The 26,759-nt window shown below is 68.2% G+C and carries 24 protein-coding genes and 3 tRNA genes; 7 read left to right on the top strand and 20 right to left on the bottom strand.

Features of this window, described 5'->3' with window-relative positions; translation table 11 throughout:
* Positions 1-7 precede the first annotated feature (7 nt).
* The 5 genes from ACQ1RG_RS12180 to ACQ1RG_RS12160 all read right to left on the bottom strand — a co-directional run bounded on the left by ACQ1RG_RS12180 (position 8) and on the right by ACQ1RG_RS12160 (position 5,244).
* Positions 8-604: an ATP-dependent Clp protease proteolytic subunit gene (locus tag ACQ1RG_RS12180; protein ID WP_009375387.1), complete on the bottom strand. Its 597-nt coding sequence runs from the start codon at positions 602-604 to the stop codon at positions 8-10.
* A 238-nt stretch (positions 605-842) separates the two neighbouring features.
* The gene (tig, locus tag ACQ1RG_RS12175) at positions 843-2,207 is read right to left on the bottom strand and encodes a trigger factor (RefSeq protein ID WP_063249758.1); all 1,365 of its coding nucleotides are present in this window, start codon (positions 2,205-2,207) and stop codon (positions 843-845) included.
* A 203-nt stretch (positions 2,208-2,410) separates the two neighbouring features.
* Positions 2,411-3,718, bottom strand: coding sequence for a hypothetical protein (locus tag ACQ1RG_RS12170; protein WP_063249755.1), 1,308 nt, complete (start codon positions 3,716-3,718; stop codon positions 2,411-2,413).
* Positions 3,719-3,809: 91 nt separating this feature from the next.
* Positions 3,810-4,940 carry an IS1249 family transposase gene (locus tag ACQ1RG_RS12165; protein WP_144589524.1) on the bottom strand — a complete coding sequence of 377 codons (1,131 nt, stop codon included), beginning with the start codon at positions 4,938-4,940 and terminating at the stop codon, positions 3,810-3,812.
* Positions 4,941-5,170: 230 nt separating this feature from the next.
* A tRNA-Gly gene (locus ACQ1RG_RS12160) sits at positions 5,171-5,244 on the bottom strand.
* A gap of 126 nt (positions 5,245-5,370) precedes the next feature.
* On the opposite strand from ACQ1RG_RS12160, the gene ACQ1RG_RS12155 reads away from it, so the two are divergent.
* Positions 5,371-5,444: transfer RNA gene (locus ACQ1RG_RS12155), tRNA-Pro, on the top strand.
* A gap of 120 nt (positions 5,445-5,564) precedes the next feature.
* Positions 5,565-6,803, top strand: a complete 1,239-nt coding sequence (locus ACQ1RG_RS12150) for a PQQ-dependent sugar dehydrogenase (RefSeq protein ID WP_082834905.1) — start codon at positions 5,565-5,567, stop codon at positions 6,801-6,803.
* Positions 6,804-6,889: 86 nt separating this feature from the next.
* Here ACQ1RG_RS12150 and ACQ1RG_RS12145 read toward each other — a convergent pair whose 3' ends face one another.
* The 3 genes from ACQ1RG_RS12145 to ACQ1RG_RS12135 all read right to left on the bottom strand — a co-directional run bounded on the left by ACQ1RG_RS12145 (position 6,890) and on the right by ACQ1RG_RS12135 (position 9,229).
* The gene (locus tag ACQ1RG_RS12145) at positions 6,890-8,002 is read right to left on the bottom strand and encodes an alcohol dehydrogenase catalytic domain-containing protein (RefSeq protein WP_167560735.1); all 1,113 of its coding nucleotides are present in this window, start codon (positions 8,000-8,002) and stop codon (positions 6,890-6,892) included.
* 37 nt (positions 8,003-8,039) lie between these two features.
* Positions 8,040-8,513, bottom strand: a complete 474-nt coding sequence (locus ACQ1RG_RS12140) for a ribose-5-phosphate isomerase (protein ID WP_430600145.1) — start codon at positions 8,511-8,513, stop codon at positions 8,040-8,042.
* Between the two features lie 110 nt (positions 8,514-8,623).
* Positions 8,624-9,229, bottom strand: coding sequence for a disulfide bond formation protein DsbA (locus tag ACQ1RG_RS12135; protein WP_167560737.1), 606 nt, complete (start codon positions 9,227-9,229; stop codon positions 8,624-8,626).
* Between the two features lie 165 nt (positions 9,230-9,394).
* Between ACQ1RG_RS12135 and pepN the strand changes: the two genes are divergently transcribed.
* Genes pepN through ACQ1RG_RS12120 form a run of 3 tightly spaced genes read left to right on the top strand, consistent with a single transcriptional unit; the run spans position 9,395 to position 13,633 of the window.
* Positions 9,395-12,055 carry an aminopeptidase N gene (gene pepN / locus ACQ1RG_RS12130; protein ID WP_167560739.1) on the top strand — a complete coding sequence of 887 codons (2,661 nt, stop codon included), beginning with the start codon at positions 9,395-9,397 and terminating at the stop codon, positions 12,053-12,055.
* A 13-nt stretch (positions 12,056-12,068) separates the two neighbouring features.
* Positions 12,069-13,232 (top strand): mechanosensitive ion channel family protein, encoded by a 1,164-nt coding sequence (locus tag ACQ1RG_RS12125; protein ID WP_009375370.1) that lies wholly within the window; start codon positions 12,069-12,071, stop codon positions 13,230-13,232.
* Complete coding sequence (locus ACQ1RG_RS12120) at positions 13,229-13,633, top strand: globin (RefSeq protein ID WP_009375368.1); 405 nt, start codon at positions 13,229-13,231, stop codon at positions 13,631-13,633. The genes ACQ1RG_RS12125 and ACQ1RG_RS12120 overlap by 4 nt, the downstream gene beginning before the upstream one ends.
* Positions 13,634-13,697: 64 nt before the next feature.
* Here ACQ1RG_RS12120 and ACQ1RG_RS12115 read toward each other — a convergent pair whose 3' ends face one another.
* A complete protein-coding gene (locus tag ACQ1RG_RS12115) occupies positions 13,698-14,357 on the bottom strand; it encodes a hypothetical protein (protein ID WP_009375366.1) in 660 nt (219 codons plus the stop codon).
* Positions 14,354-14,887, bottom strand: coding sequence for an acyl-CoA thioesterase (locus ACQ1RG_RS12110; protein WP_009375365.1), 534 nt, complete (start codon positions 14,885-14,887; stop codon positions 14,354-14,356). Before ACQ1RG_RS12110 ends, ACQ1RG_RS12115 begins: the two co-directional genes overlap by 4 nt.
* 85 nt (positions 14,888-14,972) lie before the next feature.
* Here ACQ1RG_RS12110 and ACQ1RG_RS12105 point away from each other — a divergent pair, with 85 nt between their 5' ends.
* The gene (locus ACQ1RG_RS12105; protein ID WP_259787511.1) at positions 14,973-15,884 is read left to right on the top strand and encodes an acyl-CoA thioesterase; all 912 of its coding nucleotides are present in this window, start codon (positions 14,973-14,975) and stop codon (positions 15,882-15,884) included.
* Positions 15,881-16,129 carry a hypothetical protein gene (locus tag ACQ1RG_RS12100; protein ID WP_009375352.1) on the top strand — a complete coding sequence of 83 codons (249 nt, stop codon included), beginning with the start codon at positions 15,881-15,883 and terminating at the stop codon, positions 16,127-16,129. The genes ACQ1RG_RS12105 and ACQ1RG_RS12100 overlap by 4 nt, the downstream gene beginning before the upstream one ends.
* Positions 16,130-16,274: 145 nt before the next feature.
* Here the strand turns inward: ACQ1RG_RS12100 and ACQ1RG_RS12095 are convergent, their stop codons facing one another.
* The 10 genes from ACQ1RG_RS12095 to ACQ1RG_RS12050 all read right to left on the bottom strand — a co-directional run bounded on the left by ACQ1RG_RS12095 (position 16,275) and on the right by ACQ1RG_RS12050 (position 26,596).
* Positions 16,275-17,405, bottom strand: coding sequence for an IS1249 family transposase (locus tag ACQ1RG_RS12095; protein WP_144589524.1), 1,131 nt, complete (start codon positions 17,403-17,405; stop codon positions 16,275-16,277).
* A gap of 221 nt (positions 17,406-17,626) precedes the next feature.
* Complete coding sequence (gene ettA / locus ACQ1RG_RS12090; RefSeq protein ID WP_009375351.1) at positions 17,627-19,309, bottom strand: energy-dependent translational throttle protein EttA; 1,683 nt, start codon at positions 19,307-19,309, stop codon at positions 17,627-17,629.
* 44 nt (positions 19,310-19,353) lie between these two features.
* A complete protein-coding gene (locus tag ACQ1RG_RS12085; protein WP_009375349.1) occupies positions 19,354-20,007 on the bottom strand; it encodes a DUF6993 domain-containing protein in 654 nt (217 codons plus the stop codon).
* A 242-nt stretch (positions 20,008-20,249) separates the two neighbouring features.
* Complete coding sequence (locus tag ACQ1RG_RS12080) at positions 20,250-21,077, bottom strand: single-stranded DNA-binding protein (RefSeq protein WP_430600144.1); 828 nt, start codon at positions 21,075-21,077, stop codon at positions 20,250-20,252.
* A gap of 176 nt (positions 21,078-21,253) precedes the next feature.
* A complete protein-coding gene (locus ACQ1RG_RS12075; RefSeq protein ID WP_259787510.1) occupies positions 21,254-22,834 on the bottom strand; it encodes a GTPase in 1,581 nt (526 codons plus the stop codon).
* Positions 22,831-24,528 carry a dynamin family protein gene (locus ACQ1RG_RS12070; protein WP_231882217.1) on the bottom strand — a complete coding sequence of 566 codons (1,698 nt, stop codon included), beginning with the start codon at positions 24,526-24,528 and terminating at the stop codon, positions 22,831-22,833. The genes ACQ1RG_RS12075 and ACQ1RG_RS12070 overlap by 4 nt, the downstream gene beginning before the upstream one ends.
* 77 nt (positions 24,529-24,605) lie before the next feature.
* A tRNA-Arg gene (locus ACQ1RG_RS12065) sits at positions 24,606-24,679 on the bottom strand.
* Positions 24,680-24,784: 105 nt separating this feature from the next.
* Positions 24,785-24,994, bottom strand: a complete 210-nt coding sequence (locus ACQ1RG_RS12060; RefSeq protein ID WP_009375340.1) for a hypothetical protein — start codon at positions 24,992-24,994, stop codon at positions 24,785-24,787.
* Between the two features lie 68 nt (positions 24,995-25,062).
* Positions 25,063-25,383 carry a thiamine-binding protein gene (locus tag ACQ1RG_RS12055; protein ID WP_009375338.1) on the bottom strand — a complete coding sequence of 107 codons (321 nt, stop codon included), beginning with the start codon at positions 25,381-25,383 and terminating at the stop codon, positions 25,063-25,065.
* Positions 25,384-25,405: 22 nt separating this feature from the next.
* Positions 25,406-26,596: an acetyl-CoA C-acetyltransferase gene (locus tag ACQ1RG_RS12050; protein WP_009375337.1), complete on the bottom strand. Its 1,191-nt coding sequence runs from the start codon at positions 26,594-26,596 to the stop codon at positions 25,406-25,408.
* Positions 26,597-26,759 lie beyond the last annotated feature (163 nt).

Raw genomic sequence — 26,759 nt, 5'->3', positions numbered from 1 at the left:
CTTCCCGTCAGTTGTCGGTGACTTCGGACGACTGGGTCACGACATCGTCGATGAAGCCGTATTCGAGGGCCTCCTCGGCGGTGAACCAGTGGTCGCGGTCGTTGTCTTTGAGGATCTGCTCGAGCGACTTGCCCGTCTGCTCGGCGGTGAGCTCAGCCATCTGCTTCTTCATGTGGAGGATGAGCTCGGCCTGGATCTTGATGTCCGTGGCCGTTCCTCCGATGCCGCCGAGCGGCTGGTGCATGAGGATGCGCGCGTGCGGGGTCGCGTACCGCTTGCCCTTGGCGCCGGAGGAGAGCAGGAACTGACCCATCGAGGCGGCCATGCCCATCGCGACGGTCGCGACGTCGGGCTTGATGTACTGCATCGTGTCGTAGATCGCCATGCCCGCAGTCACCGAGCCGCCGGGCGAGTTGATGTAGAGCCAGATGTCGGAGTCGGGATCCTCGGCTGCCAGCAGCATCATCTGCGCGCAGATCGCGTTGGCGTTGGAGTCACGCACTTCCGAGCCCAGCCAGATGATCCGCTCCTTGAGCAGACGGTTGAAGATGTGGTCGTCGAGGCCCATGCCCCCACCGGCGTCGAGGCCGACGGGCGCTGTCATGTCGTGTGCGCTCACGTTTCTCTCCTGATTGGTCGTGATCGGTTGCTATGGACTCTAACTGGTCGGCAGTCCCTTTTAGTCCCCCCGCTCACCCGTGTTCGCCCTCAGCGTGATACGGGGGTGATCCGGTGTGCGCGGGGACTGCGCCCCCGCCTCGGCGAGGGGTGTGAATGACGAAACGGCGGGCCCGGGTCTCCCCGTGCCCGCCGTCGCACTCACTCGCCGAGGCGGTCAGTGGTCACTTCTGCTCAGCGTCGTCCTGCTCGTCTGCGGCAGGTGCCTCGGCATCGTCGGCTGCGTCGTCCGCGGACTCCTCGGCGTCGCCGGCGGGAGTCGTGAACTCCTCCATGTCGACGACGTTGCCGTCGGTGTCCTTGACGACCGCGCCGGCCAGTGCCGCCGCGAGCGCCTTGCGCCGGGAGACCTCGCCGACGAGGGCGTTGACCTGGCCGGAGTTGTCGAGCATCTGCGCGAACTCGTTCGGGTTCATCCCGTACTGCTGCGAGGCGGAGATGAGGTATTCGATGAGCTCGGGCTGGGTGACCTCGACGTTCTCGGCTTCGGCGATGGCGTCGAGGACGAACTGCGTGCGCAGGTTGCGCTCGGTCTCCTCGGTGACCTCGGCGCGGTGCTCGTCGTCGTCGACCCGGTTCTCGGACTCGAGGTGGCGCTCGACCTCGTCGGCGACGATCTTGGCCGGGACCGGCACGTCGACGGCGGCGATGATCGCTTCGAGGACCTTGTCACGGGCCTCGGCACCCTGGGCGAACTCCTTCTGCTTGCCGGCCTGGACCTTGAGGTCCTCACGGAGTTCGTCGATCGTGTCGAACTCGCTGGCGAGCTGGGCGAAGTCATCGTCGGCCTCAGGCAGCTCGCGCTCCTTGACGGCCTTGAGGGTGACGGTCACAGCACCGGACTCGCCTTCGTGCTCGCCGCCGGCGAACGTCGTCTCGAAAGTCGTCGACTCCTCGGCGGAGAGGCCTTCGAGGGCCTCGTCCATGCCCTCGAGCATGGTGCCGGCGCCGACCTGGTAGGAGATGTCGGAGGCCGAGTCGATCTCCTCGTCGTCGATCTTCGCGACGAGGTCGAGGGTGACGAAGTCGTCCTTGGCGGCCGGGCGGTCGACAGCGGTGAGGGTGCCGAAGCGCGAGCGCAGCTGCTCGAGCTCGTTCTCGACGTCGGCGTCGGTGACCTCGATGGGGTCGACCTCGACGGTGATCGAGTCGTAGGCGGGCAGGGTGATCTCGGGGCGGACGTCGACGTCGACGGTGAAGACGAGGTCGCCGTCCTCGGTGCCGTCGAGGCCGGGGACCTCGGAGATCTCGACCTCGGGCTGGCCGAGCGGCTTGAGGTCGTTCTCCTCCACCGCGTCACGGTAGAAGCCGTCGAGTCCGTTGTTGATCGCTTCCTGGATCACCGTCGGGCGTCCGATGCGCTGGTCGATGATGCGCGCGGGGATCTTGCCCTGCCGGAAACCGGGAACGGTGACCTGGGCACCGATGGTCTTGTAGGCCTCGTCGACGCTCGGCTTGAGTTCGGCGTAAGGGACTTCCACGCTGATCTTGACCCGGGTCGGGTCGAGTTGCTCGACGGAGCTCTTCACAGTGTGACCTTTCAGAATCGACAGTCATGCTCGGGGTCGGCACGACCCTGCAGGGTCATGGGACCGGTGAGTGGACGGACATGGACCATGTCCGCGCAATGCAGTCACCCATCCTACTTGACCGGAGCGCCAAAACACGAAACCCGCCGAGGCGGCCGGACCCGGGTTCGCGCCCGGCGCAATCGCCGGTGCGGACAGCCCACTCAGCCGCGGAGCGCGTCGAGGGCGAGGACGACGTTCGCGGCTGTCCATGCCAGCGGTGCCACGGAGACCGGCATCCCCTCGCCGTCGACCTTCTCCGGCAGCGAACCGGACGCGGTCCGATGGCCGGCGAGCCAGTCGAGGACCGCCTCGGCGCGGGCACGCTCCCCCAGGCGGGCGTACCCGAGGGCGAGCAGGGAGGTCGACGGGGTCCAGCTCGCGTCGTCGAGGATCCAGCCGGTCCCCGGTCGGATGCCGCCTGCGGGCTGCCGCAGCCGTTCGCCCATCCGGTCGAGAGCCGCGGCATCGACGAGGTCGGGACCCATCCCCGCAGCGGGCAGGTAGGCCGCCGCGGAGTCGAAACCGCCGGAGCTCGGGTAGCGCTGCAGTCCTCCGGCACCGAAGGTGCGGGCGAACGTCTCCGCGAACGCTTCCGCGACCGCTGTCCTCTCGCCGAGCCGCTCGGCCGTGCCCGCGTCACCGAGGGTGGTGAGAGCGCGGAGTCCGATGAGGGTGGGCGCGGCGATGCCGAGGGTGATCCGGCCCTCCCCGACCTCCCAGTAGTCGGGTGAGACGGGTGGCAGGGTGCGACCGCTGCCGGTGAGCTCGTCGAGCAGCGCGGCCGAGCGGTCGATCATCGGCTCGAGCTCGGAGAGCGGACGCGCTGAGGCGGCAGCCACCTCGGCGATGGACCAGAGGACGAGACCGACGGCGTCGAGCTGGGGCGCACGGTCGTCGGGGACGGACCCGGTCTCCGGGTCGTAGCGGGCGGCGAACCATCCGTCCTCACCCTGGAGGGCCTGGAGGTGGCGCAGCTGGCCCCACGCGAGCTCCGCGTGTCCGACTGCGGCAAGGGCGGCGGCGACGAACGCCGTGTCGCGCGGCCAGATGTAGCGCCACGCCCCTGACCAGCTCGCCACCGGTCCGGGCAGGTCGTCGCTGAGGATCCAGAGGTCGAGGAGTGCGGAGACGGCGAGGTCGACGAGGCGCTCGGGAACCTTCGCGAGCCACGGCACGGCGACGGCGAGAAAGTCACGTTCGCGTTCGGCGGCCGCACGGGTGCCGGTTCCCGGCAGGACCCGGGAGCGCGGCGGCAGGTCGCGGGCGGCCGCAGAGGAGAGGGCGGCGCGTTCGGAGTCGGAGACGTAGGCGGCGGCCACCGAGCGGACGGGATCGGACTTCTTCAGGGACTCGATCCGGGCAGGCAGCCCCGGGGCGGCGAGTCCGATGCCGAAGAGCCCGGCTCCGGTGAGGGCCCCGGTGAGCACGCGGCGGCGCGCAAGGGGACGCTGGGCGGATCCGGGGGCCATGGATGCCTCTCTGCAGGAGACGACGGGCGATGCACGGGCCGCCGCGACGAGTGAGGGTTATAGGACAGAAAGTGTGTCTTTTCCGGGCGCGTCACCCGCGTCGTCCTCCCCACCCCTTCTGGATGCCGATGCCGTCTTCCCACGAGAACCCTGTCCCGTACTCCACCGGTCCGATCGGCTCCTCACGAGGAGCACGCACACGCTTCGGCGGTGCCCAATGCTCCGGCCCGACCAAGGACCACCCCGTCCCGGCCTGATGAGACCTCTCGAAGAGGAACCAGTCCACCCCACGCCGGGCATGCCCCTCACTCAACCCGCGGTGTGCCCGCAGCAGTCCTTTGATGCCCGCATTGATCCCGCCTTCTAACGCGTTCGTCGTCCGCGCGAGCTCGATACCCTCGTCAGCGGCATCCAACCAGGTGAACAAGTGTCCTTTCGCGATGATCCGTGAGAGGAAGAAATACGCTCGACGGGTCCGCAGATGCGTGTACCACCACGACTGTCCACGACGGACATGCGCCGGCCTCGCACCAGCGTCTTTGGCCCTGGTGCGGTGTTTGAGGAACCTTGACCACTTCGCCTCCCACGACGCGAACGCCGCCAACCACGCTGCTGCTTGATCGCGGGAGTCAACCCGCGGCAGCGCCTGGTACAGGCGCAACAGTTCCTGGTTGGCCGGCAAGCTCGGATTCCGGGTCAGGTGCCGGTGTCCGGCCTGCCGGATATGGAAGAAACACCGTTGGATGCGGGTATCTGGCCACAGCGTCTCGATCACAGTGGTCAAAGGACCGTTGCCATCGACGACGGCGTATCTCGGGGCAGGGATACGGGCGATCAACGCCGTCCAGGACGCGGTCTTCTCCCGATCACACCACTGCCAGTGAATGACCTTCTCCCCGGTGTAGGCGATGAGGACGCACCACCCGTTGAAATAGGTGCCATCGAGCATGATCTGGTCATGGATCTCCCCAGTCGCTGACACGGTCGGGGCGATTCGCCAGCACCATTGAGTGCGGCGGCGGAAGGTTCGGGTCGACCCGAAGTGATCGACAGCCGTCTGTGGTGCGGGACCGAGTAGCCAGTCGAGGAAGACCCGCAGCTCGGTTCTTCGTGTCGATACGGCCCGTGTACCGGTGCTGCTGGCCCCGCAGTTCGGGCACCGGTACCTCGGTGTACCAGCACTGGTCGTGCCGTTCTTCTTCAGCCTTGTTTGACAGATCACGCATGTACGTCGATTGCAAGCACCCCATCGATGCTAAGCCCGATCAGCTAAGCAAACCGGGTATTGCCGTTGGGATTGCTGGGCACGAGCCTGATCCGAGACACACTTTCTGTCCTATAGCCCACGAGTGACCGGGGTGGGCGTCAGACTATCGCGCGGAAGCATCGGCGGACCAGAGCAGAGCGTCCGGGAATGCAGAAACCGGCCGGACCAGGTGGTCCGACCGGCGGTGGAGGGGATGACGGGAATCGAACCCGCACCATCAGTTTGGAAGACTGAGGCTCTACCATTGAGCTACATCCCCGTGCTGCGAGTATGACTATATCCGAGGTCCTCACCAGCCGCCAAATCGCCCTTTCGTGACGTGCCTCACCCACCGCCGCAGACATTGGGCAGAGGCTGTGCGGGTGTGATTAGATTGATTCCGTCGCGGGATGTGGCGCAGCTTGGTAGCGCATCTGTTTTGGGAACAGAGGGTCGCAGGTTCAAATCCTGTCATCCCGACGATGTGAGCCGTTCGGACCAGAGGGTCCGGACGGCTCTTTTCGTCGCGACGCAGGCTCTCGCCCTGAGGTGGGGTCGTCGGCGACAATGGTGTTCCGACCACCCGGGAAAGGACCCGCGATGGCGCCTTCGTCCGCATCTCCCCGCCCCCTCATCTCCACGACACCGCCCCGCACCTCCACGACACGGCCCCGCACCGGCGCGCTGAGCAGAACCCGCTCTCGCTCCGGCAGCACCGCGCCGACACGATGCGCCGCCCTCGCCACCGCTCTCACCCTGGTTCTGTCGGCCTGCACGACTCCGGACTCCGACCGAGGGTATGGCCCCGAATCGGCGCCTGCCGAGGGTTCGACTTCGGCGGAGCCGACCGCCTCGGCGGGGGCCCCGGACATCGCCGAACCGGAGACCGTCGTCGAGGGACTCGCCGCCCCTTGGTCGATCGCATTCGCCGGCGACGTCGCGCTCGTCAGCGAACGCGACTCGGGGCGGATCCTCGAACTCACCGAGACGGCTCCCGCTCAGGCGCGCGAGGTCGGGACCGTTCCCGGGGTTGCCGCCTCCGGCGAAGGCGGTCTGCTCGGCCTCGCGACAGACGAGGACTTCCTCTACGCCTACTTCACCGCGGCCGAGGACAACCGGATCGTGCGCTTCCCCCTCGACGGCGAACCCGGCTCATTCGCCCTCGGCTCCCCCGAGGTGCTCCTCGACGGCATCCCGAAGGCCGGCAACCACAACGGCGGGCGCATCGCCTTCGGCCCCGACGGCAAGCTCTACGCGACGGCCGGCGATGCCGGCGACCGCGAATCCGCGCAGAACCGCGAGGCGCTGTCGGGGAAGATCCTCCGCCTCGACCCCGACGGATCGGTGCCCGAGGACAATCCTTTTCCCGGCTCCCCGGTCTACTCCTTCGGCCACCGCAACCCGCAGGGCATCGCGTGGGACGAGACCGGACGGATGTACTCGAGCGAGTTCGGGCAGAACACGTGGGACGAGCTCAACATCATTGAGGCCGGCGGCAACTACGGCTGGCCGGACGTCGAGGGCATGGCCGACCCGGGAGAGGGCTCCGACTTCATCGATCCGGTGCAGCAGTGGTCGACCGGCGAGGCGAGCCCGAGCGGCATGACGATCACCGGAAACACGATCCTTATCGCCAACCTCCGCGGGCAGTCCGTGCGCGAGGTCCCCGTCTCCGACCTCTCCCAGTCCCGCACCCGCTACGAGGGAGAGTACGGACGCGTCCGCGATGTCGTCACGACTCCCGACGGTCAGCTGTGGATGCTCACGAACAACACGGACGGTCGCGGCAGTCCCGCCCCCGGCGACGATCGGATCCTCCGGATCCCGCCGCCGGACTGACGGCGCCGTCCCGATGATCTCGTCCGGATCACCGCGTGACGTCGATGACCTGCCGCCTCACGCCGTGACGTCGATGACCGGTCGACTCACCGGGTGAAGTCGATGACCTGCCGGATGACGCGCCCCTCGGCGAGGGCGTCGAAGGCCGTGTTGATCTCGGAGAGCGCAACGGTGTCGGAGATGAGCTCCTCGACCGGCAGCTTCCCCTCCCGCCACAGCTGCGCGTAGATCGGGATGTCCCGGCTGGGCACGGCCGAACCGAGGTAGGACCCGACGACCGTGCGGGCCTCGGCGGTGAGCGTCACCGGGGTGATGCGGGCTTCCGCGTCCGGGGAGGGCAGGCCGACGGTGACCGTCGTCCCGCCGACGGCGGTGGCCGCGAATGCGGTCTCGAACGCGCGCGGATGACCGACGCATTCGATGACGATCGGGGCCTTCCGCTCCCCCAGGGTCTCGGGAGTGTACGCCTCGACGGCTCCGAGTTCCTTCGCAGCCTCGAGTTTGTCGGGGTTGGCATCGACGCCGATGACGCCGGCGGTCTCGATCGAGAGCGCCGTGATGAGGGCGGCCATCCCGACCCCGCCGAGGCCGACGATCATCACCTCGTCCTCAGGTCCGGGGGCTCCCGCGTTGAGCACGGCCCCTCCGCCGGTGAGCACCGCACAGCCGAGGACCGCGGCGATCGGGGCGGGCACATCGTCGCCGACGGGCACGAGGGAGGCCCGGTTGACGACGGCGTGCGTGGCGAACACGGAGGCGCCGAGGTGGTGGAGCACCTCGGCGCCCTTCTCGTCGTGGAGGCGGACCCTGTGTCCGTCGAAGGGCAGGGTGCCGGCCGCGTTCGTCGCGCTGCCGGGGATGCACGGCAGCTTGCCGTCGGTGAGGCAGTTGGCGCACACCCCGCAGCGGGGCAGGAAGACCGTGACGACCTGCTCGCCGATCTCGAGGTCGTCGACCCCCTCGCCGAGGGCCTCGACGACGCCTGCGCCTTCGTGACCGAGGAGCATCGGCAGGGGCCGCGGGCGGTTGCCGTTGACGACGGAGAGGTCGGAGTGGCAGACCCCGGCGGCGGTGAGCCGGATGCGGACCTCGCCGGGGCCCGGGTCGTCGAGGTCGAGCGGTTCGACCGTCAGCGGCCGCGAGTCGGCATAGGGCTGCGGGCGCCGCATCTCCCGCAGCACCGCCCCCTCGATCCTCATGCCCGGCCCCTCACACCGGCCCTCGCGCCCGCGATGTTCACAGCCCGGCCTGACCGTCGTCCTCGTAGGCGGCCATGATGCCGATGCGTCGCGAGTGCCGCTCGTCGCCGGAGAACGGCGTGGTGAGGAAGGCGTCGACGATCGCCAGCGCCTCGGCCTCCGAATGCTGGCGGGCGCCGACGGCGACGATCTGCGCATCGTTGTGCTCGCGGGCGAGCTTGGCGATCTCCGGATTCCAGGCCAGTGCCGCCCGCGCCCCGGTGACGAGGTTGGCCGCCATCTGCTCCCCGTTGCCGGAGCCGCCGATGACGACGCCGAGCGAGTCGAGTCCCGCCGCCCGATCGTCGACGACGGCCTGGGCGGCGGCGATGCAGAACGCCGGGTAGTCATCGAGGGCGTCGTACTCGAGCGCACCGTGGTCGATGACCTCATAGCCGGCCTGGCCGAGGTGGCCCTTGAGGATCTCCTTGAACTCGAACCCAGCGTGGTCGGTTCCGAGGTGGACCTTCATCATGTTCCTTTCGTTCCCGGCCTGGCCGGGGTGCGGGTCCCGGGCTGTCCGGGCTGCGGTGGTTCCCGGGGGTGCCGGGAGACGGGCGCCGCCCCTGGGCGGCGGTCTCGTCAGTCGAAGACGGGACCCTGGTCCCGGGTGCGCTTGAGCTCGAAGAAGCCCGGCGTCGAGGCGACGGCGAGGACGCCGTCGAAGAGGCGACCGGCGTCCTCGCCCTTCGGAGCGGGCGTGACGACGGGACCGAAGAATGCGGTGCCGGCGACCCGGCAGACCGGGGTGCCGACGTCGTCGCCGACGAGCGCGAGCGCCTCGTCGTGGGAGGCCTGCAGGGTGGCGTCGTAGTCGTCGCGGTCGGCGTAGTCCATCAGGGAGGTCGGAAGATCGAGCTCAGCGAGCGCCTCGGCGACGGCCTTGTCGAAGTCCTTCTCCCCACCGGGGTGGATGCGGGTGCCGATCGCGGTGTAGAGCGGTTCGGCGATCTCCTCCCCGTGTTCGGCGATCGCCGCTGTGACCACGCGCATCGGTCCCAGGGTGCGGTCGATGAGCTCCCGGTAGTCCTCGGGCAGCTCACGATCCCGGTTGAGGATGTTGAGGCTCATCGGGTGGAAGCGGACGTCGACATCGCGGACCTTCGCGACCTCGAGGGCCCACCGGGAGGTCATCCACGCCCAGGGGCACGCCGTGTCGAACCACAGGTCAAGGGTCTCTCTGCTCATTCTCACTCCTCGTTCTCAGCGGCGGCGGGGGCCGCAGCGGCCTCCGCGATCTCCGAGGCCAATCTACCAAGTCGGCGCCCACCCGTCCCATGGGTCCGCGTCACCGGGCGTCCATGACAGAATGACGACAAACACACCCGGACCCGATGCGGAGGTCGCCAGCCAGTGCCCCAGTACAACCTCACCCGTGAAGAAGCCAGGTCGCGTTCGTCCCACATCACCGTGCAGAGCTACGAGCACACCCTCATCCTCACCGGGGTCGGCGAGTCCTTCCGCGTCCGGTCCCGGATCCGGTTCACCGCCGATCCCGAATCCGAGACCTTCATCGACGCGATCACCGCAAGCGTCGAACGCGTCCAGCTCAACGGGCTCGACCTCGAGATCGGCGAGGTCGTCTCCCCCTCCCGCATCACCCTCGCCGGGCTCGCCGCGGAGAACGAACTCGTCATCGACGCGCACTTCTTCTACATGAACACCGGTGAGGGCCTGCACCGCTTCGTCGACCCCATCGACGACGCGGTCTACCTCTACTCCCAGTTCGAGGTCCCCGATGCTCGCCGCGTCTTCCCGGTCTTCGAGCAGCCCGACCTCAAAGCGCCGTTCTCCTTCACCGTCATCGCTCCGGAGCAGTGGACGGTCGTCTCGAACTCTCCGACCCCGACCCCTGGGGACCCTGCGGAGATCCTCTCCGACCTCGACGCCGAGGAGGCCGCGGCCGAGGACATGGCCGTGTGGCAGTTCGCCCCGACCACCCCGATCTCGTCCTACATCACCGCGATCGTCGCCGGCCCCTACCGCAGCGTCCACTCCGAGCTCGTCTCCTCCGACGGACAGCCCGTGCCGCTCGGGCTCTACTGCCGTGAGTCCCTCTTCGAGCACCTCGACGCGGAGAACCTCTTCGCCGTCACCCGCGCGGGCTTCGAGTTCTTCGAACGCGAGTTCGGGGTGCCCTACCCGTTCGAGAAGTACGATCAGCTCTTCGTCCCCGAGTTCAATGCCGGGGCGATGGAGAACGCCGGTGCGGTGACGATCCTCGAGAACTACATCTTCCGCTCCCGGCCCACCGAGGCACTCGTCGAGCGCCGCACGGTCACCGTCCTCCACGAGCTCGCCCACATGTGGTTCGGCGACCTCGTGACGATGCGCTGGTGGAACGACCTGTGGCTCAACGAGTCCTTCGCCGAGTTCATGTCGACGCTGGCCACGGCCGAGGCGACGAAGTACTCCGATGCCTGGACGACGTTCGCGACGATCGAGAAGTCCTGGGCGTACCGGCAGGACCAGCTGCCGAGCACCCACCCCATCGTCGCCCCCATCGAGGACCTCGCCGACGTCGAGGTCAACTTCGACGGCATCACCTACGCCAAGGGCGCCTCGGTGCTCAAGCAGCTCGTCGCCTGGGTCGGCCGCGCCGAGTTCTTCGCGGGCCTGAAGACCTACTTCGACACGCACGCGTGGTCGAACACGGAGCTGGGCGACCTGCTGCGCGAACTCGAGGCGACGAGCGGGCGCGACCTCACGACATGGTCGAAGCTCTGGCTCGAGGAGTCCGGGGTCAACCTCATTGAAGCCGACGTGGCCTACGGTCCCTCCGCCGACTCCGGCGCCGAGGTGGTCGAGCGGCTCACGGTGACCCAGAAGCCGTGGACGATCGAAGGACAGCCGGAGCCGTCCCTGCGCCCGCACCGCCTGGCGATCGGCTTCTACTCCGACAACGGCGAGGGGCGCCTCGTGCGCACCCACACCTTCCCCCTCGACCTCGACTCCGCCGAGGCGGACGTGCCCGAGGCCGTCGGTGTGCCCCGGCCGGCAGTCATCGTCGTCAACGACGCCGACCTCACGTATGCGAAGGTCCGGTTCGATGCGGAGAGCTTGGCGACCGCGACGGCACGGCTGTCGGACTTCGACGACTCGCTCACCCAGCTCCTCGTGCTCAGCACGCTGTGGGACGGGGTGCGCGACGCAGAGATCCCTGCCCGGGACTACATCGACACGCTGCTGAGCCACCTCGCCGCGATCACCCACTCCTCGGGCCTGCTCACGCAGATGCGTCAGCTCGAGACCGCGGTCGGGGCCTACCTGCCCCCGGCCGAGCGCGCGGAAGCCCACACGCGCATCGCCGACCGCCTCGGCGAGCTCTTCGAGGCGGCCCCGGCGGGCACGGACCAGGCGTTCCAGTTCTTCCGCGGGATCATCCGCCACGCGGAGTCCGAGGAGCAGATCGAGACGCTGCGCAGGTGGCTCGACGCGCAGGAGGTCGGAGGCATCACGATCGACACCGATCTGAGGTGGGATCTGCTCATCGCCCTGTCCAACCACGAGGCGGTCGACGAATCGGCGATTGCGGACATGGCCGCCGCCGATCCCAGCGCCACCGGCCAGCGGCAGGCGGCGACGGCCCGGGCCGCTCGGGCCACCTCGGCGGCGAAGTCGAGCGCCTTCACCCGGATGATCGACGAGATCGAGATGCCGAACTCGGAGCTCGGAGCGCTTGCGGCCGGGTTCGCGATGGGACTGCAGACCGGTGACGGGGAGCTCATCCCCGCCGAGGCGCCGCTGCAGGACTTCGCGACCGAATATTTCCAGCGGATCTCCGGCTGGTGGGAAACCCGCACGCTTGAGATGGTGCAGACGATGACCCTGCGGCTGTTCCCGCCGGCGAGTGCGCAGACCGTGGCCGCGGCCCGGACCTGGCTCGAGGAGCACCCGGCGGCACCGAAGGGTCTGCTGCGGCTGATGCGGGAGAACCTCGCCGATGCCGAGCGGGCGCTGGCGGCTCAGCGGACGTCCAGCGACATTGAGGACCTGTCCAAGAACAGCCGATAGGGTCGATGGCATCATGACACCTGACTCACTGCAGACCACCCTGCTCTCCGCCGCGCAGATCGACTGGAGCTTCCTCCTCGACGTCCCGCTGCGGGTGACGATCGTCATCGTCGGCGCCCTGCTGCTCAACTTCCTCATGCGCATCGTCATCCGACGGTTCGCCGCGAGCGTGGCCAAAGGCACCGTCGACAGTTCGAAGCCGAACTCGCGCTTCTCCACCTCGGCGATGGAGTCGCAGTTCACCGGCATCGATCAGGCGACGATCCGGGAGAGACGGGCGCAGCGAGCGGAGACCGTGGGGCGGATGCTCTCCTCGGTGACGTCGATCGTCATCGCGATCGTCGCCGGCCTCATCGTGCTCAGCGAACTCAACTTCAACGTCGGCCCGATCCTCGCCTCGGCCGGCATCGCCGGTGTCGCGATCGGCTTCGGCGCGCAGGCACTGGTCAAGGACTACCTGTCCGGGTTCTTCATGGTCATCGAGGACCAGTACGGGATCGGCGACTCGGTCGACCTCGGCGAGGCGATCGGCGTCGTCGAGGACGTCGGACTGCGCACCACCCAGGTCCGCGGCCTCGACGGCACCCTGTGGCATGTGCGCAACGGTGAGATCCTCCGCGTCGGCAACCAGTCCCAGGGCTGGGCGCGGGCCGTCCTCGACATCCCCATCGCCTACAACACCACGGTCGCGACCTACGCCTCGGTCATCGAGGACACGACGAAGGAGATCGAGAAGGACCCGGAGATCGCCGACGCCATCCTCGAACCGCCGGAGATCTGGGGCGTCGAGTCCCTGTCGGCCGAATCGCAGGTCATCCGCACCGTGCTCAAGACGAAGCCGAACCAGCAGTGGAAGGTCGCGCGCGCCTTCCGCGCCGAGCTCAAGCGGCAGATGGACCGTCGCGGCATCCACATCCCGATCACCCAGGAGACGGTCTTCCGCACCCTGCCCGACCCGAGCGAGGCCGTGCGGATCAAGTCGATGGACGATTCGGTCACCGACGCCGACGCGCACGAGAAGAAGTCGCACCGGGAGTCCGCCGACGACGATGGTGCCTCGACCGGCGACGCCACCCAGCACGCTGCCGGGACGGGCGCTGCCGGAGCTGGCGCTGCCGGCGCGGGGGCGAAAGGGACCTCCACCGGGGACGGTCCACGGACGGGAAGCAGGAGATGAGCCAGAACACGAGCGCGGACACGATCTTCGCAGCGGTCGGCGGTCACGAGACGTTCACCCGCCTCGTCGACGCCTTCTACGCCAACGTCGCCGCCGATGAGCCGCTCATCGCGATGTACCCGGAGGGCCACGAGCTCACCGGCGCCAAGCTCCGGCTGCAGATGTTCCTCGAACAATACTTCGGCGGGCCGACGACCTACCAGGAGGAGCGCGGCCACCCGCGGCTGCGGATGCGCCACTTCCCGTTCCCCATCGACTTCGACGCCCGCGACCGCTGGCTGCGGGCCATGCGCGCGGCCCTCGACGAGGTCGCGCTGCCCCCGCTCTACGACGAGCTCTTCTGGGACTACTTCCAGCGGGCGGCCACCGCGATGGTGAATACGAACAGCACCGGGGCCTGAACAGGTCCGGCATCATCGCGATCGTCGGGTGAGCAGGTGACCGCCGCTCGCGTGGGCGAATCCCTCAGCTCGCCTTCCGGGTGAGCAGGTGACCGCCGGGGGTGACGAGGCGCAGCCATCCTGAGCTCTCCATCACCGGGACATCCGCCTCGGCGCCCGGCGGAACGAACCGCAGGCCGTCGGCCGCGAATGCGAGCCCGCTCGGCAGCGCCGTGCCGCCGGCAGCCTCGATGGGCCGGGACCACACCGAGGCCCGCAGGGCCTTGACCGCATGGGAGCCCGCGCCCTCGGGGGTGCCCTCCCCCACCTCGGCGATCCCCGCCTCGGCGGCCGACCTCAGCTGTTCCGCGGTGACGGCGTCCGTGTTCTCCCACGGCCCTCGGGGCGGGGAGATGCCCGCCCAGGAGACGAGCATCGTCGTCGGCGGCAGCGGCACAGTGGTGCCGCCGTCCTGCCGGGCGAAGCGATCGGTGAGGCCGGCGAGGGGGACGACCTCGTCGAGGCCGTCGAGTTCCGGGCTGGCCAGCTGCTGCATGCGCATCGCGAGCACGAGCGGGGTCGAGTCGCCGATGCCGTGGGGGTAGAGCGGGGCGACGGAGACGACGAGGACGGACGAGACGACCTGGAGGCGCATCGCCCCGTCGCGGTCGAGGCGGTGGGCAAGGGACGTGAACGCGACGAGGTCGCGCATCGCCATCTCATCGGCGATCTCCAGAGTCGTCATCGCCGCAGGCTCCGCAGTCGGACCGGTTCGCGCACGACGCCCGAGAGTTCCGCGGCCTCCTCCTCGGTGAGGCGGCGGGGTCGTCCCGTGGTCCGGTCGACGAAGGCGATGACGGTCTCGGCGACGGTGTAGACCCGCGAACCGTCGGGTTCGACGACGACATAGCCGATGGTCACCGAGGCGGGACTGACATCGCTGATGACGAGGTCGACGGCGATCGGGCCGGGACGGTAGCCGATCGGGCTGCGGTACTCGACGGCGTGCGAGGCGACGAGGAGTTCGGTCGTCTCCGAGGCCGCCCCAAAGACCTCGGGCATCGGAATGCCGGAGACCACCTCGGCGGCACCGGGGGCGGCGACAGCGTCGCGGCTCTGCGTGGGCGAGCCGAGGGCACGCACGCGGGCTTCCTCGAGCAGCTGCATCTGGGTGACGTTGTTGACGTGCCCGTAGGCATCCATGTCACCCCATCTCAGTTCGAGGAGGACCCTGGTGCAATCGTCGAGAAGGGGATTCGTGGTGCCGTTGTGCATGTGTCCATGATGCCATCTTCGATGGCCTGACGATGTCCGCGATAGGATCGGGAGTTGTCACCCGTCCCTGCCCATGGAGGCCCATGTGAGCGATTCCCAACCGTCACCTGCCGAGGCGAACGTCGCACGCCTGCACGAACTCCTGCAGCTGCGTCGGCTCGACTCCGATGCCGGGCCGAGGGAATCCGACCTCTTCGTCGGCCCCAGCCAGTACAAGCCCGATGGTCGGGTCTTCGGCGGACAGGTTCTCGCTCAGTGCATCGCCGCCGCCGCCGCGACCCTGCCGCCCGACCGGCTCATCCACTCCCTGCACGGGTACTTCCTCCGCGCCGGCGATGTCGCCGAGCCGATCGAGTTCGGTGTCGAGCGCCTCCGCGACGGCCGGTCGTTCTCCGCCCGGCGCGTCCACGCGTACCAGAAGGATGCGCCCATCCTCTCGCTCATCGCCTCGTTCCAGGAGGAGCAGGCGGGCTTCGAGCACTCTGAGACGATGCCCACCGGGATCCCGGGGCCCGAGGACTCCCCCGACCTGCGCGAACTCCTCGCCGCCGTCGATTCCGTCCAGGTCACCGAATGGCTCAACCAGCGTCCTTTCGACATCCGCCCGATCGAGCCCTTCGGCGTTCCGGGTGCGACGACGATCGACACCGAGCTGCCCGAGCAGCACATCTGGTTCCGTGCCAGCGCCCACTTCGGCGATGACCCTGTGCTCAACGCCGCAGCCTTGGCATACGCGAGCGACTTCAACCTCCTCGAACCCGTGCTGCGCCGGCACGGACTCTCGTGGGGCAGCCCGGGCCTGCGGGTGGCGAGCCTCGACCATGCGATGTGGTGGCATCGACGCGTCCACGTCGACGACTGGATGCTCTACGTCCAGGAGTCCCCGGCCGCCCGGGGCGGTCGCGGACTCGGCTACGGGCGCATCTTCTCCCACGACGGAGAGCTGCTTGCGACCGTCGCCCAAGAGGGCATGGTCCGAGTCAAGGACGCCCCGTGAGCGACGAGAAGACAGCGATGATCGAGATCCTCTCCTCGATCCTCAGCCGGCTCGTCAACGTCGCCCTCTGTCTCGTTCTCACTTCGATCGCACTGCTCATGCTCCGCGATCGCACGGACCTCCACCTCGGCGTCGTCGCCCTGCTCGCCCTCGTCATCGGCATCCTCGGCACGATCGCCGTCCGCTGGGTGCTGCGCCTCCTCCACCGCGTGTGGCGTCGGATCTTCGACTCGTTCGCCCGCTGAGGGCGACGGACCACCCGGAACCGGTGCGGCCGACGGGCGCGCAGACGCAACGGCTGACCGCCTCGGCGCCGGTGCGGTGCACCTGACCAGCGCCGGCGCGGCAGACGGGGGTTATAGGACAGAAAGTGTGTCTTTTCCGGGCGCGTCACCCGCGTCGTCCTCCCCACCCCTTCTGGATGCCGATGCCGTCTTCCCACGAGAACCCTGTCCCGTACTCCACCGGTCCGATCGGCTCCTCACGAGGAGCACGCACACGCTTCGGCGGTGCCCAATGCTCCGGCCCGACCAAGGACCACCCCGTCCCGGCCTGATGAGACCTCTCGAAGAGGAACCAGTCCACCCCACGCCGGGCATGCCCCTCACTCAACCCGCGGTGTGCCCGCAGCAGTCCTTTGATGCCCGCATTGATCCCGCCTTCTAACGCGTTCGTCGTCCGCGCGAGCTCGATACCCTCGTCAGCGGCATCCAACCAGGTGAACAAGTGTCCTTTCGCGATGATCCGTGAGAGGAAGAAATACGCTCGACGGGTCCGCAGATGCGTGTACCACCACGACTGTCCACGACGGACATGCGCCGGCCTCGCACCAGCGTCTTTGGCCCTGGTGCGGTGTTTGAGGAACCTTGACCACTTCGCCTCCCACGACGCGAACGCCGCCAACCACGCTGCTGCTTGATCGCGGGAGTCAACCCGCGGCAGCGCCTGGTACAGGCGCAACAGTTCCTGGTTGGCCGGCAAGCTCGGATTCCGGGTCAGGTGCCGGTGTCCGGCCTGCCGGATATGGAAGAAACACCGTTGGATGCGGGTATCTGGCCACAGCGTCTCGATCACAGTGGTCAAAGGACCGTTGCCATCGACGACGGCGTATCTCGGGGCAGGGATACGGGCGATCAACGCCGTCCAGGACGCGGTCTTCTCCCGATCACACCACTGCCAGTGAATGACCTTCTCCCCGGTGTAGGCGATGAGGACGCACCACCCGTTGAAATAGGTGCCATCGAGCATGATCTGGTCATGGATCTCCCCAGTCGCTGACACGGTCGGGGCGATTCGCCAGCACCATTGAGTGCGGCGGCGGAAGGTTCGGGTCGACCCGAAGTGATCGACAGCCGTCTGTGGTGCGGGACCGAGTAGCCAGTCGAGGAAGACCCGCAGCTCGGTTCTTCGTGTCGATACGGCCCGTGTACCGGTGCTGCTGGCCCCGCAGTTCGGGCACCGGTACCTCGGTGTACCAGCACTGGTCGTGCCGTTCTTCTTCAGCCTTGTTTGACAGATCACGCATGTACGTCGATTGCAAGCACCCCATCGATGCTAAGCCCGATCAGCTAAGCAAACCGGGTATTGCCGTTGGGATTGCTGGGCACGAGCCTGATCCGAGACACACTTTCTGTCCTATAGCCCGCAGACGGACGCGGAGCCGGGTATGCGATCGGGCCCCAGCGGATTCCGCTGGGGCCCGATGCCGTACCGGTCGGGGTGCGCTCCCGCCGGCTGAGTGCTCAGTCGCGGGTGAGGCGACGGTGGGTGACCCGGTGAGGACGCGCGGCCTCCTCGCCGAGGCGGTCGATCTTGTTCTTCTCATACGCTTCGAAGTTGCCCTCGAACCAGTACCACTTGGCCGGGTCCTCGTCGGTGCCCTCCCACGCGAGGATGTGGGTGGCCACGCGGTCGAGGAACCAGCGGTCGTGGGAGACGACCACGGCGCAGCCGGGGAACTCGAGGAGCGCGTTCTCGAGCGAGCTCAGGGTCTCGACGTCGAGGTCGTTCGTCGGCTCGTCGAGGAGGAGGAGGTTGCCGCCCTGCTTGAGGGTGAGCGCGAGGTTGAGGCGATTGCGCTCACCGCCGGAGAGGACGCCGGCCTTCTTCTGCTGATCGGGTCCCTTGAAGCCGAACGCGGAGACGTAGGCACGCGAGGGCATCTCCACGGCTCCGACCTGGATGAAGTCGAGTCCGTCGGAGACGACCTCCCACAGCGACTTGTCCGGGTCGATGCCGCCGCGTGACTGGTCGACGTAGGAGATCTTCACGGTCTCGCCGACCTTGAGGTCTCCCCCGTCGAGCTCTTCGAGGCCGACGATCGTCTTGAACAGCGTCGACTTGCCGACGCCGTTGGGTCCGATGACGCCGACGATGCCGTTGCGCGGCAGCGAGAAGCTCAGACCGTCGATGAGCAGGCGACCGTCGAATCCCTTCTCGAGGTCCTTCGCTTCGATGACGATGTCGCCGAGGCGGGGGCCGGCCGGGATCTGGATCTCTTCGAAGTCGAGCTTGCGGGTCTTCTCGGCTTCGGCTGCCATCTCCTCGTAGCGGGCGAGGCGTGCCTTCGACTTCGTCTGCTTCGCCTTCGGGTTCGACCGCACCCATTCGAGTTCGTCCTTGAGGCGCTTGGCCAGCTTCGCGTCCTTCTTGCCCTGGACCTGCAGGCGCTCCTGCTTCTTCTCGAGGTAGGTCGAGTAGTTGCCCTCGTACGGGTAGAGGTGGCCGCGGTCGACCTCGGCGATCCATTCGGCGACGTGATCGAGGAAGTACCGGTCGTGGGTGATGGCGATGACGGCGCCGGGGTACGTCTTGAGATGCTGCTCGAGCCAGAGCACCGACTCCGCGTCCAGGTGGTTCGTCGGCTCGTCGAGGAGGAGCAGGTCCGGCTTCTCGAGGAGAAGCTTGCACAGGGCCACGCGACGGCGCTCACCACCGGAGAGGACGCTGACGTCGGCGTCCGGCGGCGGGCACCGGAGGGCGTCCATGGCCTGTTCGAGTTGCGAGTCGAGATCCCACGCATCGGCGGCGTCGATGGCCTCCTGGAGCTTGCCCATCTCCTCCATGAGGGCGTCGAAGTCCGCATCGGGATTCGCCATCTCCTCGGAGATCTCGTTGTAGCGGTCGAGCTTGGCCTTGATCTCGCCCACGCCCTCTTCGACGTTGCCGAGCACGGTCTTGTTCTCGTTGAGCGGCGGCTCCTGCATGAGGATGCCCACCGTGTATCCGGGGCTCAGCCGGGCTTCGCCGTTCGAGGGCTGTTCGAGGCCGGCCATGATCTTGAGGATCGTCGACTTGCCGGCGCCGTTGGGACCGACCATGCCGATCTTCGCCCCGGGGTAGAAGGACATCGACACGTCGTCGAGAATGACTTTGTCACCGTGCGCCTTGCGCGCCTTGTGCATGGTGTAAATGAATTCGGCCATAGTGGCCCCAGATTATCGGTTGGGCACCCCATGTGCCAATTGGTCTAGCCTCCGCCGAGCGAGGGCGAATCACCCTCCGAGGAGCCTTCGGACGACCCCTCCGAACCGCTCGAGGACGAGCCCCCACCGGACGAGGAACCGCCCGAATCCGAGGATCCCTGAGAGGGCTCGGGGCTGTTCGTCTCCGCGTCGTCACCGGTGATGTTCTCCCCCGGCATGTGACCGGCGCCGTTGTCGTCGCCGTCCTGGTCGCGCTGTTCGCCCTTGGGAGCATCGACGCCTTCGGGGCGATCGACCGCGCCGAGGAGGCACGCCCCGGTCGACTCGGTCGGCGGCATGAGCTCAGCAGTGGCTTTGCCCTTGCGGATCTCGCCGATCACGCAGCCCTTCTTCGTCTTCACACCGAAGACCTTCGAGGGCACCTCGTTGCCCAGCGGCGAGGCGTCGAGAGTGGCCTCGAGCTGATCGGGCTTGTAACCGGCGTCGATCATCGTGTCGAAGAACTCCTTCGTCGAGGGGATCTTCTCTTCGTCGCCGGTCAGCGGCTCGACGGCTTTGAGGACCTTGTCGACTTCGGCGGCAGGCTTCTCCTGCGACTTCTTGGGTGTCGGCGCGGCGTCGTCGTCCAATCCGAGCAGGGAGCACCCTGAGAGGGCGAGGGAGAGGGCTGCGACACCCAAGAGGGGAACGAGACGCATGGATCACCTCGGTGAGGACGAACACGAACTCCTCCACTCTAGCCGATCGCGCCTCCCCTCCCGTCACCGACGCCCGGACCCGCTGCCCCCGGCGACTGTCCTTGCGACTGTCCTGTCGACTGTCCCGGCGTCTGTCCTGTCGTCGGCGTTCCGGCGTCTGGCCGCCTGCTCCCGCCGCGCCCCGGCGACTGTCCTGTCGTGCGCGTCCCGGCGGAGCGCCGGTCGAGTCCGGCCCCGGGGGCTCAGAACGGTGTCGCAGCGGCGGCGGTCGCACCGGCGATGTCGTCGCGCTCGCTCGGGGTCGAGTCGTCGTCATCGAGCGCGGCTGAGTCGTCGCTGTCGTCTGCCACCGCTTCATCGCCGTCAGCGGATTCGTCATCACCGCCCGCGGGTGCGCCGCTCTGCCACGTCGGGTACGTGCCTGCCCGCGTGGCATCGACACTGTCCCCTGCCTCGGCGTCGTCGGCGGACCCACCGGCGGCATATCCGGACGACTCGGCACCGTAACCGGAGGTTTCGTTGCTGTAGCCCGACGACGCGGTGCCGTAACGGGAGGTCTCGGTGCGCGCTCCGTCGGTACTCCCGGCAGCGCTGCGTTCGAAGGAATCTGTGCGGCCGGCAGCCCCTGTGTTCTCGCGCGGGAGTGCGTCCCACCCTGATCCGGAGCCCTCCGCCTCCTGCGCCGGGGCCGACTGCCTCCCCGACGCCGTTCCCTGGGCCTTGACGTAGTTCGCGGTTCCGAAGCGGAGGTCCGGACCGAGATGATCGGCGATGATCGTCGGAGCGATTCCCGAACGCTCCTGGGACTCCCATTCGCGGATGCGCAGGTGACCTTGGATGACGACGCTCATACCCAAGGTGACCGAGGAGCCCACGTTGCTCGCCAGCGACCCGTAGCAGTCGACGCCGAACCACGAGGTCGTGTCGCTGACGAACTCCCCGGTCTGCTTGTCCACCCGCCAGTGGTTGACGGCGAGCCGGAAGGACGCACATGGGCGTCCGGTCGGCAGGGTCCGGGCCTGTGGGGGCGTCGCGACGGTGCCGCACACGGTGATGGGGATGTTCGACATTGCTCATTCCTCGCTCTGGTCTGGGTCGGCGGGAACTTACTGGTCGCTCCCGCCAGGGGTCCCTCCAGCACAGCGCGGCCGACGCTGAGCTGTCGAGCATGCGAAAAGGCCCTGTGGACGACGGTTATGCGTCCACAGGGCCTGAGCACACGAGTGAGCGTGCCTGTGAGGATGAGTCAGGCGAGTCGCTGATACGCATCGCGATGGGTGGCGATGACCGCATTGACCGGCTGTAGGTACGAACTCTGCGCCGCGTGCGCGACCGCCGAGCGCAGGTCGGCGTCGACGGCGGCCGCAGCCTCGTCTGCCCCTCTGTTCCGGGCTGACTTGGCGACGACCGAGGTGATGATCGAGCCGAGGATGCCGAGGACGAGGACCCCGATCGAGGCCGCCCACGCCCACCACGGCATCGCCCCTGGAGTCGCGACGGCGATCGCGGCGACGACGATGAGGCCGAGGGCGCCGATGATCGTGGCGAGGAAGAAGATGATCTGCAGGGCGTTGGCAACCGCCCACCACCCCGGCGTCCGCCGCTCGATATCCACAGCCGTGACGGCCGAGTCGAGGGTGTCGGCGAGCTGGTTCGTGCTTGCCCGTTCCGCTTCCGCGGCCGCGGTCTGCCATGGCCGAGGCAGCGTCGAGACGGATTCGGTGATGAGGTCGTGGGCCATGAGGCGGACCTGCGAGCTCTGCGTCTTGCTCGTCGCCGGGACGGAGGCGCGGATGAGTTCGTCGCGGGTCAGACCGTGCTTCGCGCCGAGCGGGTCGGGGGCGTTGCGCTGCATCCACGCGAGCAGCGGGTATCCGGTGCGCCGGTAGGCGCGTCGGATGTAGTCGTCGTGGACTGTCTGTGCGACGGCCTCGACACCGGCAGCCTCCGACATCGTCTCGACGAGGTGCGATGCTCCCGGAAGTTCGTCGGGGGTGGCCACTGGCTCGCCGAGTTCGGCTCGGATGCGCCGCGCCATCGCCTGCATGTCGGAGAGGAGGCGTTCGGCGGCTGCCTGCTTGGAGTCGAGGGTGTCGGCGAGGATCGACCGGATCTCCGGGATGCCCTGCCGAGTCACGGCAGAGGACAGGCGCACCTCGGTGTCGGTGAGTCCGTCCTCGTTGAGCAGCTGGCGCAGATGGGCGGCTGCGGCCTTCTGCTCCTCGACGCTGAGCTTGTCGACCTGGTTGAGGACGACGACCATGTTCGAACTGTTCTCGGCGAGCTTGGTCAGGTACTCGGAGTGGAGGGAGAAGTCAGCGTACTTCTGCGGGTCGACGACCCAGAAGACGACGTCGACGAGGCCGACGAGGCGGTCGGACTCGACCCGGTGCTCGACGGCCGTGGAGTCGTGGTCGGGCAGGTCGAGGAGGATGAGTCCGTGGAGACGGCGCTGGTCGTCGCCGTCGAGCGCCGATTCGCGCCATGTCCGACTCCGCTCGGGGACCCGCAGCCAATTGAGGATGTCCTGTCCGCCCTCGCCCCAGACGCATGCCGTCGGGCGCGAGGTCGTGGGCCTGCGCACGCCGACGCGGGCGATGTCGAGGCCTGCCACGGCGTTGAACAACGACGACTTGCCCGAGCCGGTCGACCCGGCGAAGGCGACGACGGTGAAGTCCTCGCCGAGGTCGAGTCGGTCGTCGGCCCTCTCGAGCAGGCTGGAGGCATCGGCCCGCACGTCGGGGCTGATCCTGTCGTCCTCGAGCGCCAGCGCGTGGCGGATACCGTCGGCGAGCCGGCGGATCTCGGACTGGGCCGAATCGTTCACAGTGCCTCCTCGAGGCGGGCACCGGCAGTGCGGAGGGCTCCGGACTGCCTGGTGGGAACCGCTGTCAGTCGTAGTGCTTGGTCGAATGGGGTGCGGCAGTCGCCGATGATGCCGGCGGCCGCGGTGAGGAAGCGGTCGCGGATCGAGCCGATGATGTCGACGGCCTCCTGTTCGCCGAAGATCGTTCCGGCCAGGCTCAGTGCCACTCCGGCGCCCGAACGTGAGGCACTGTCGTTCGACGAGGTGTGCGCCGGGTCCCAGAAGGTCGCGTACTCGAGGACGGCGCAGACCCCGCTGACGCCGAACGAGAGGATTCGAGCCTTCGACTTCTTCCCTTGGCCGATGTCCCGGACGAGGGCGTTGACATCGTTCGACCACCCGCTCACCGCGGCTTTCACTCGATCCTCGAGTTCGCTGGTGGGTTCGCGCAGCGCCGGCTCGGAGGTGACGAGGGCCTCGCCTGCCGGTGTGCGCCGCCAGTCGTCGGCGACGACGTCGACGACGTCGACGGCGGCCTCGCGCAGCGTGATCGCCGCACTCCGGAGGATTGCGATGTGGAGCGGGGCGGCGGCGTCGTGCTTGCCGGTCACCGCCGCGGAGATGCGGTCGCGCATCCGCGCCATCGTGGGCTCGAGTCCGCGGAAGAGCTGACCCGTGCCGACGAAGTCCTGCCAGCGGGCGTTGACGGCGCCGTGGAGGATCCGGCCGTCGGTGACGACGGTCGCCAGCGATTCGTGGGCGGAGCGGAAGCGCTCATCGACGATCCGCTCGAGGTGGGCGTGGGCGTCCTCCTGGGATTGGGCCGCCTCGGCGAGGGCATCGACCCGGCCGGGCAGGGAGGCGATCGCACCGGACAGCGTGCGGCGACGGATTCGGCCGCGGGACTCGGACTCGGCACTGACCTCGCGGATCCACGACTGGATCGGATAGACAGCGGCGTGCGGAAGCCGGCCGTCCTCGAGCGGGAGTTCGGCGACAGAGAAGATCGGTGACTGCGCGAGCCCCGCCTCGGAGAGGAGGTGGGAGAGGTGGTGCCGGACTTCGCGGTTCGCCTCGGGGGGAACGCGGTCGAGGACGAGCGCGACCGAGGTGCTGCGGGCGGCGGCTTCGCGCAGGAGCGCCCAGGGAGCCGCGTCGGCGTAGCGGTTGGCGGTGGTGACGAAGAGCCAGAGGTCGGCGCACATGAGGATGCGGCGGGCGAGGTCGCGGTTGGACTCGGCGATCGAGTCGATGTCGGGGCAGTCGAGGACGGCGGTGCCCGGCGCGATGTCGGCGTCGGGGATGAGCACGAGCGCCGGGGACGTCGTCTCCGGGTCGGAGCTGCGGGGCAGATCACCGAGGAACGTCGCGGTCTCGAAGTGCTTCGCATCGGCCGGGTTGTGGATGACGATCGGGTTGGCGGTCGTGGGACGACGCACGCCTGCGGGGCTGACGGTGCGGCCGATGAGCGAGTTGACCAGTGTCGACTTCCCCGCCCCCGTCGAACCGCCGACGGCGATGAGGAAAGGAGCCGGCGCGCGGTTGATCCGCGGGAGGATGAAATCGTCCATCTCCGAGCTCAGGGATCCAAGCAGTCGGCGGCCGTCTGCCGCGTCGTCGGTCTGCAGGGTGAACCGGGTCTCGGAGATCTTCTTCGCGATATCGCTCAGTGCTCCGCCCACCGGTGGCGTCACGGCATTTCCGCTGTCTGTCATCACGCATCCACTTTCCACGTTTTCACAGCTGAGCACCACCAGGCACGCCGTGACGGGGTTCAATTGCCTGCGCACTGCGCCCCCGGCGGGGCTCGAACCCGCGACCTACCGCTTAGAAGGCGGTTGCTCTATCCGACTGAGCTACGGAGGCCCACACATCGTAACCGATGGGCAGCGGGCAGACGAAAGCAGCCCCGCACCGACCACTCCGGCCATGTGGCCGGGGTCGGAGCGGGGCCGTCGGAGACGAACGGGGTCAGTGGGTGCTGCCGGCCTTCTCGAGCGCCTTGCGGACCGTGATGATCGCGAGGATGACGACGCCCGTGAGCGCGAGAATGACCGCGGCGGCTTCGACGCCGAACGCGACCTCGGCCGCGACGGGGAAGAATCCTGCGATCATGAACCCGAGCAGGGCGATCATGGTCAGAGCAGTGGCAGTGGTGAAATACGCGGATCCATTCTTCATGGGTCATCCTCCTTCGTCCTTGAGTCGAGGATAGACCCATTTGAGATCTGCGTCACTGCTTTTCTGCGTCAGCCGTCGTTTCTCCGCCGCGCGTCGATCGCCTGCTCGAGGCGGTCGACCTTTCCCTCGATCTCTCCCTCGTGCCCGGGACGGATGTCGGCCTTGATGACGAGCGAGATCCGGGACCCGAACGGCGCGACCGCCTCGGTGGCTCGACGGACGACGTCGAAGACCTCGTCCCACGACCCTTCGATCTCGGTGAACATGCTCGTTGTACGGTTCGGCAGCCCGGAGTCGCGGACGACTTCGACCGCCGCGGCCACGGCCTCATGGACCGAGCCGTCGGGGCCTTCGCCGCCGCTGGGGGCGACAGAGAATGCGAGCAGCATGGTGGTACCTCCTCCCCTGGACTCAGCCCTGTTCGGGAACGGTGATGATGAGCGAATCACCCTGGCCGCCGCCACCGCAGAGGGCAGCGACACCCGTGCCGCCGCCTCGGCGCTGGAGTTCGAGGGCAAGGGTGAGGACGATGCGGGCACCGGAGGCCCCGATCGGGTGACCGAGTGCGATCGCTCCCCCGTTGACGTTGACCTTCTCCGGATCGATGCCGAGGTCCTTCGTGCTCGCGAGGCCGACGGCGGCGAACGCTTCGTTGATCTCGTAGAGGTCGAAGGAGTCAGCGGCCACGCCTTCGGCTTCGGCGGCCTTGCGGATCGCCTGCGAGGGCTGGTGCTGAAGGGTCGAGTCGGGTCCGGCCGTCCAGCCGTGGGCGCGGATCTCAGCGAGGATCGGCGCACCGAGCTCCTCAGCCTTCTCCCGAGACATGACGACGACAGCGGCCGCGCCGTCGGAGATCTGCGAGGCGTTGCCCGCGGTGATCGCCCCGTCCTTGCGGAAGGCCGGGCGCAGCTTCGCCATCGATTCGACCGTCGTGTCCGGGCGCACGCCCTCGTCGGTGTCGACGGTGACGTCGCCCTTGCGGGAGCGGATCGTCACGGGCACGACCTCGTCCTCGAACGCGCCCTTCTCCCAGCCGGCAGCAGCCCGCTGATGCGACTGCGCGGCGAAGGCGTCCTGCTCCTCACGGGAGAACTCGGACTCGCCCTTGTTGGCCTCTTCGGTCAGTCCGCCCATGGCCTGGTCGGTGAACGCGTCCCAGAGACCGTCGTAGTCCATATGGTCCTTGGCGACGACGTCACCGTACTTGTATCCGGCGCGGGACTTCTCGAGCAGGTGCGGGGCGAGCGTCATCGACTCCTGCCCGCCGGCGACGACGACGTCGTACTCGCCGGCGCGCACGAGCTGTGCGGCCTGGGTGATCGCGTTGATGCCGGAGAGGCAGAGCTTGTTGATCGTGATCGCGGGAACGCTCATGGGGATCCCCGCCTCGGCGGCGGCCTGTCGGGCCGGACCCTGACCGAGGCCCGCCTGGAGGACCTGGCCCATGATGACGTAGTCGACCTGGTCTCCCGAGATGCCCGACTTCTCGAGGGCTCCCTTGATCGCTGCGGCACCGAGGTTCACCGCCGTCTGCGTTCCGAGCGCTCCCTGGAGCCGCCCGAACGGGGTGCGGGCACCGGAGACGATCACTGCTTCAGTCATGTTTCCTCCTCGAAGGACTGTGGCTCCGCGAACAGCGGGACGCGTGCAGCGGAGAGCTGTTGAGTACAGGGTAGTCGAGGCCGATGTGGCCTCCGTCACCGGGGTCGCCGAGGCGGTCGCCCGCAGGGGGATTCGGACCCAACACTCATCTTGAGTCCGATAG

The sequence above is a fragment of the Brevibacterium sp. K72 genome, from assembly GCF_050562175.1.
GTDB classification, from domain to species: Bacteria; Actinomycetota; Actinomycetes; order Actinomycetales; family Brevibacteriaceae; genus Brevibacterium; species Brevibacterium casei.
This window is presented reverse-complemented; position numbering and strand designations above follow the sequence as displayed.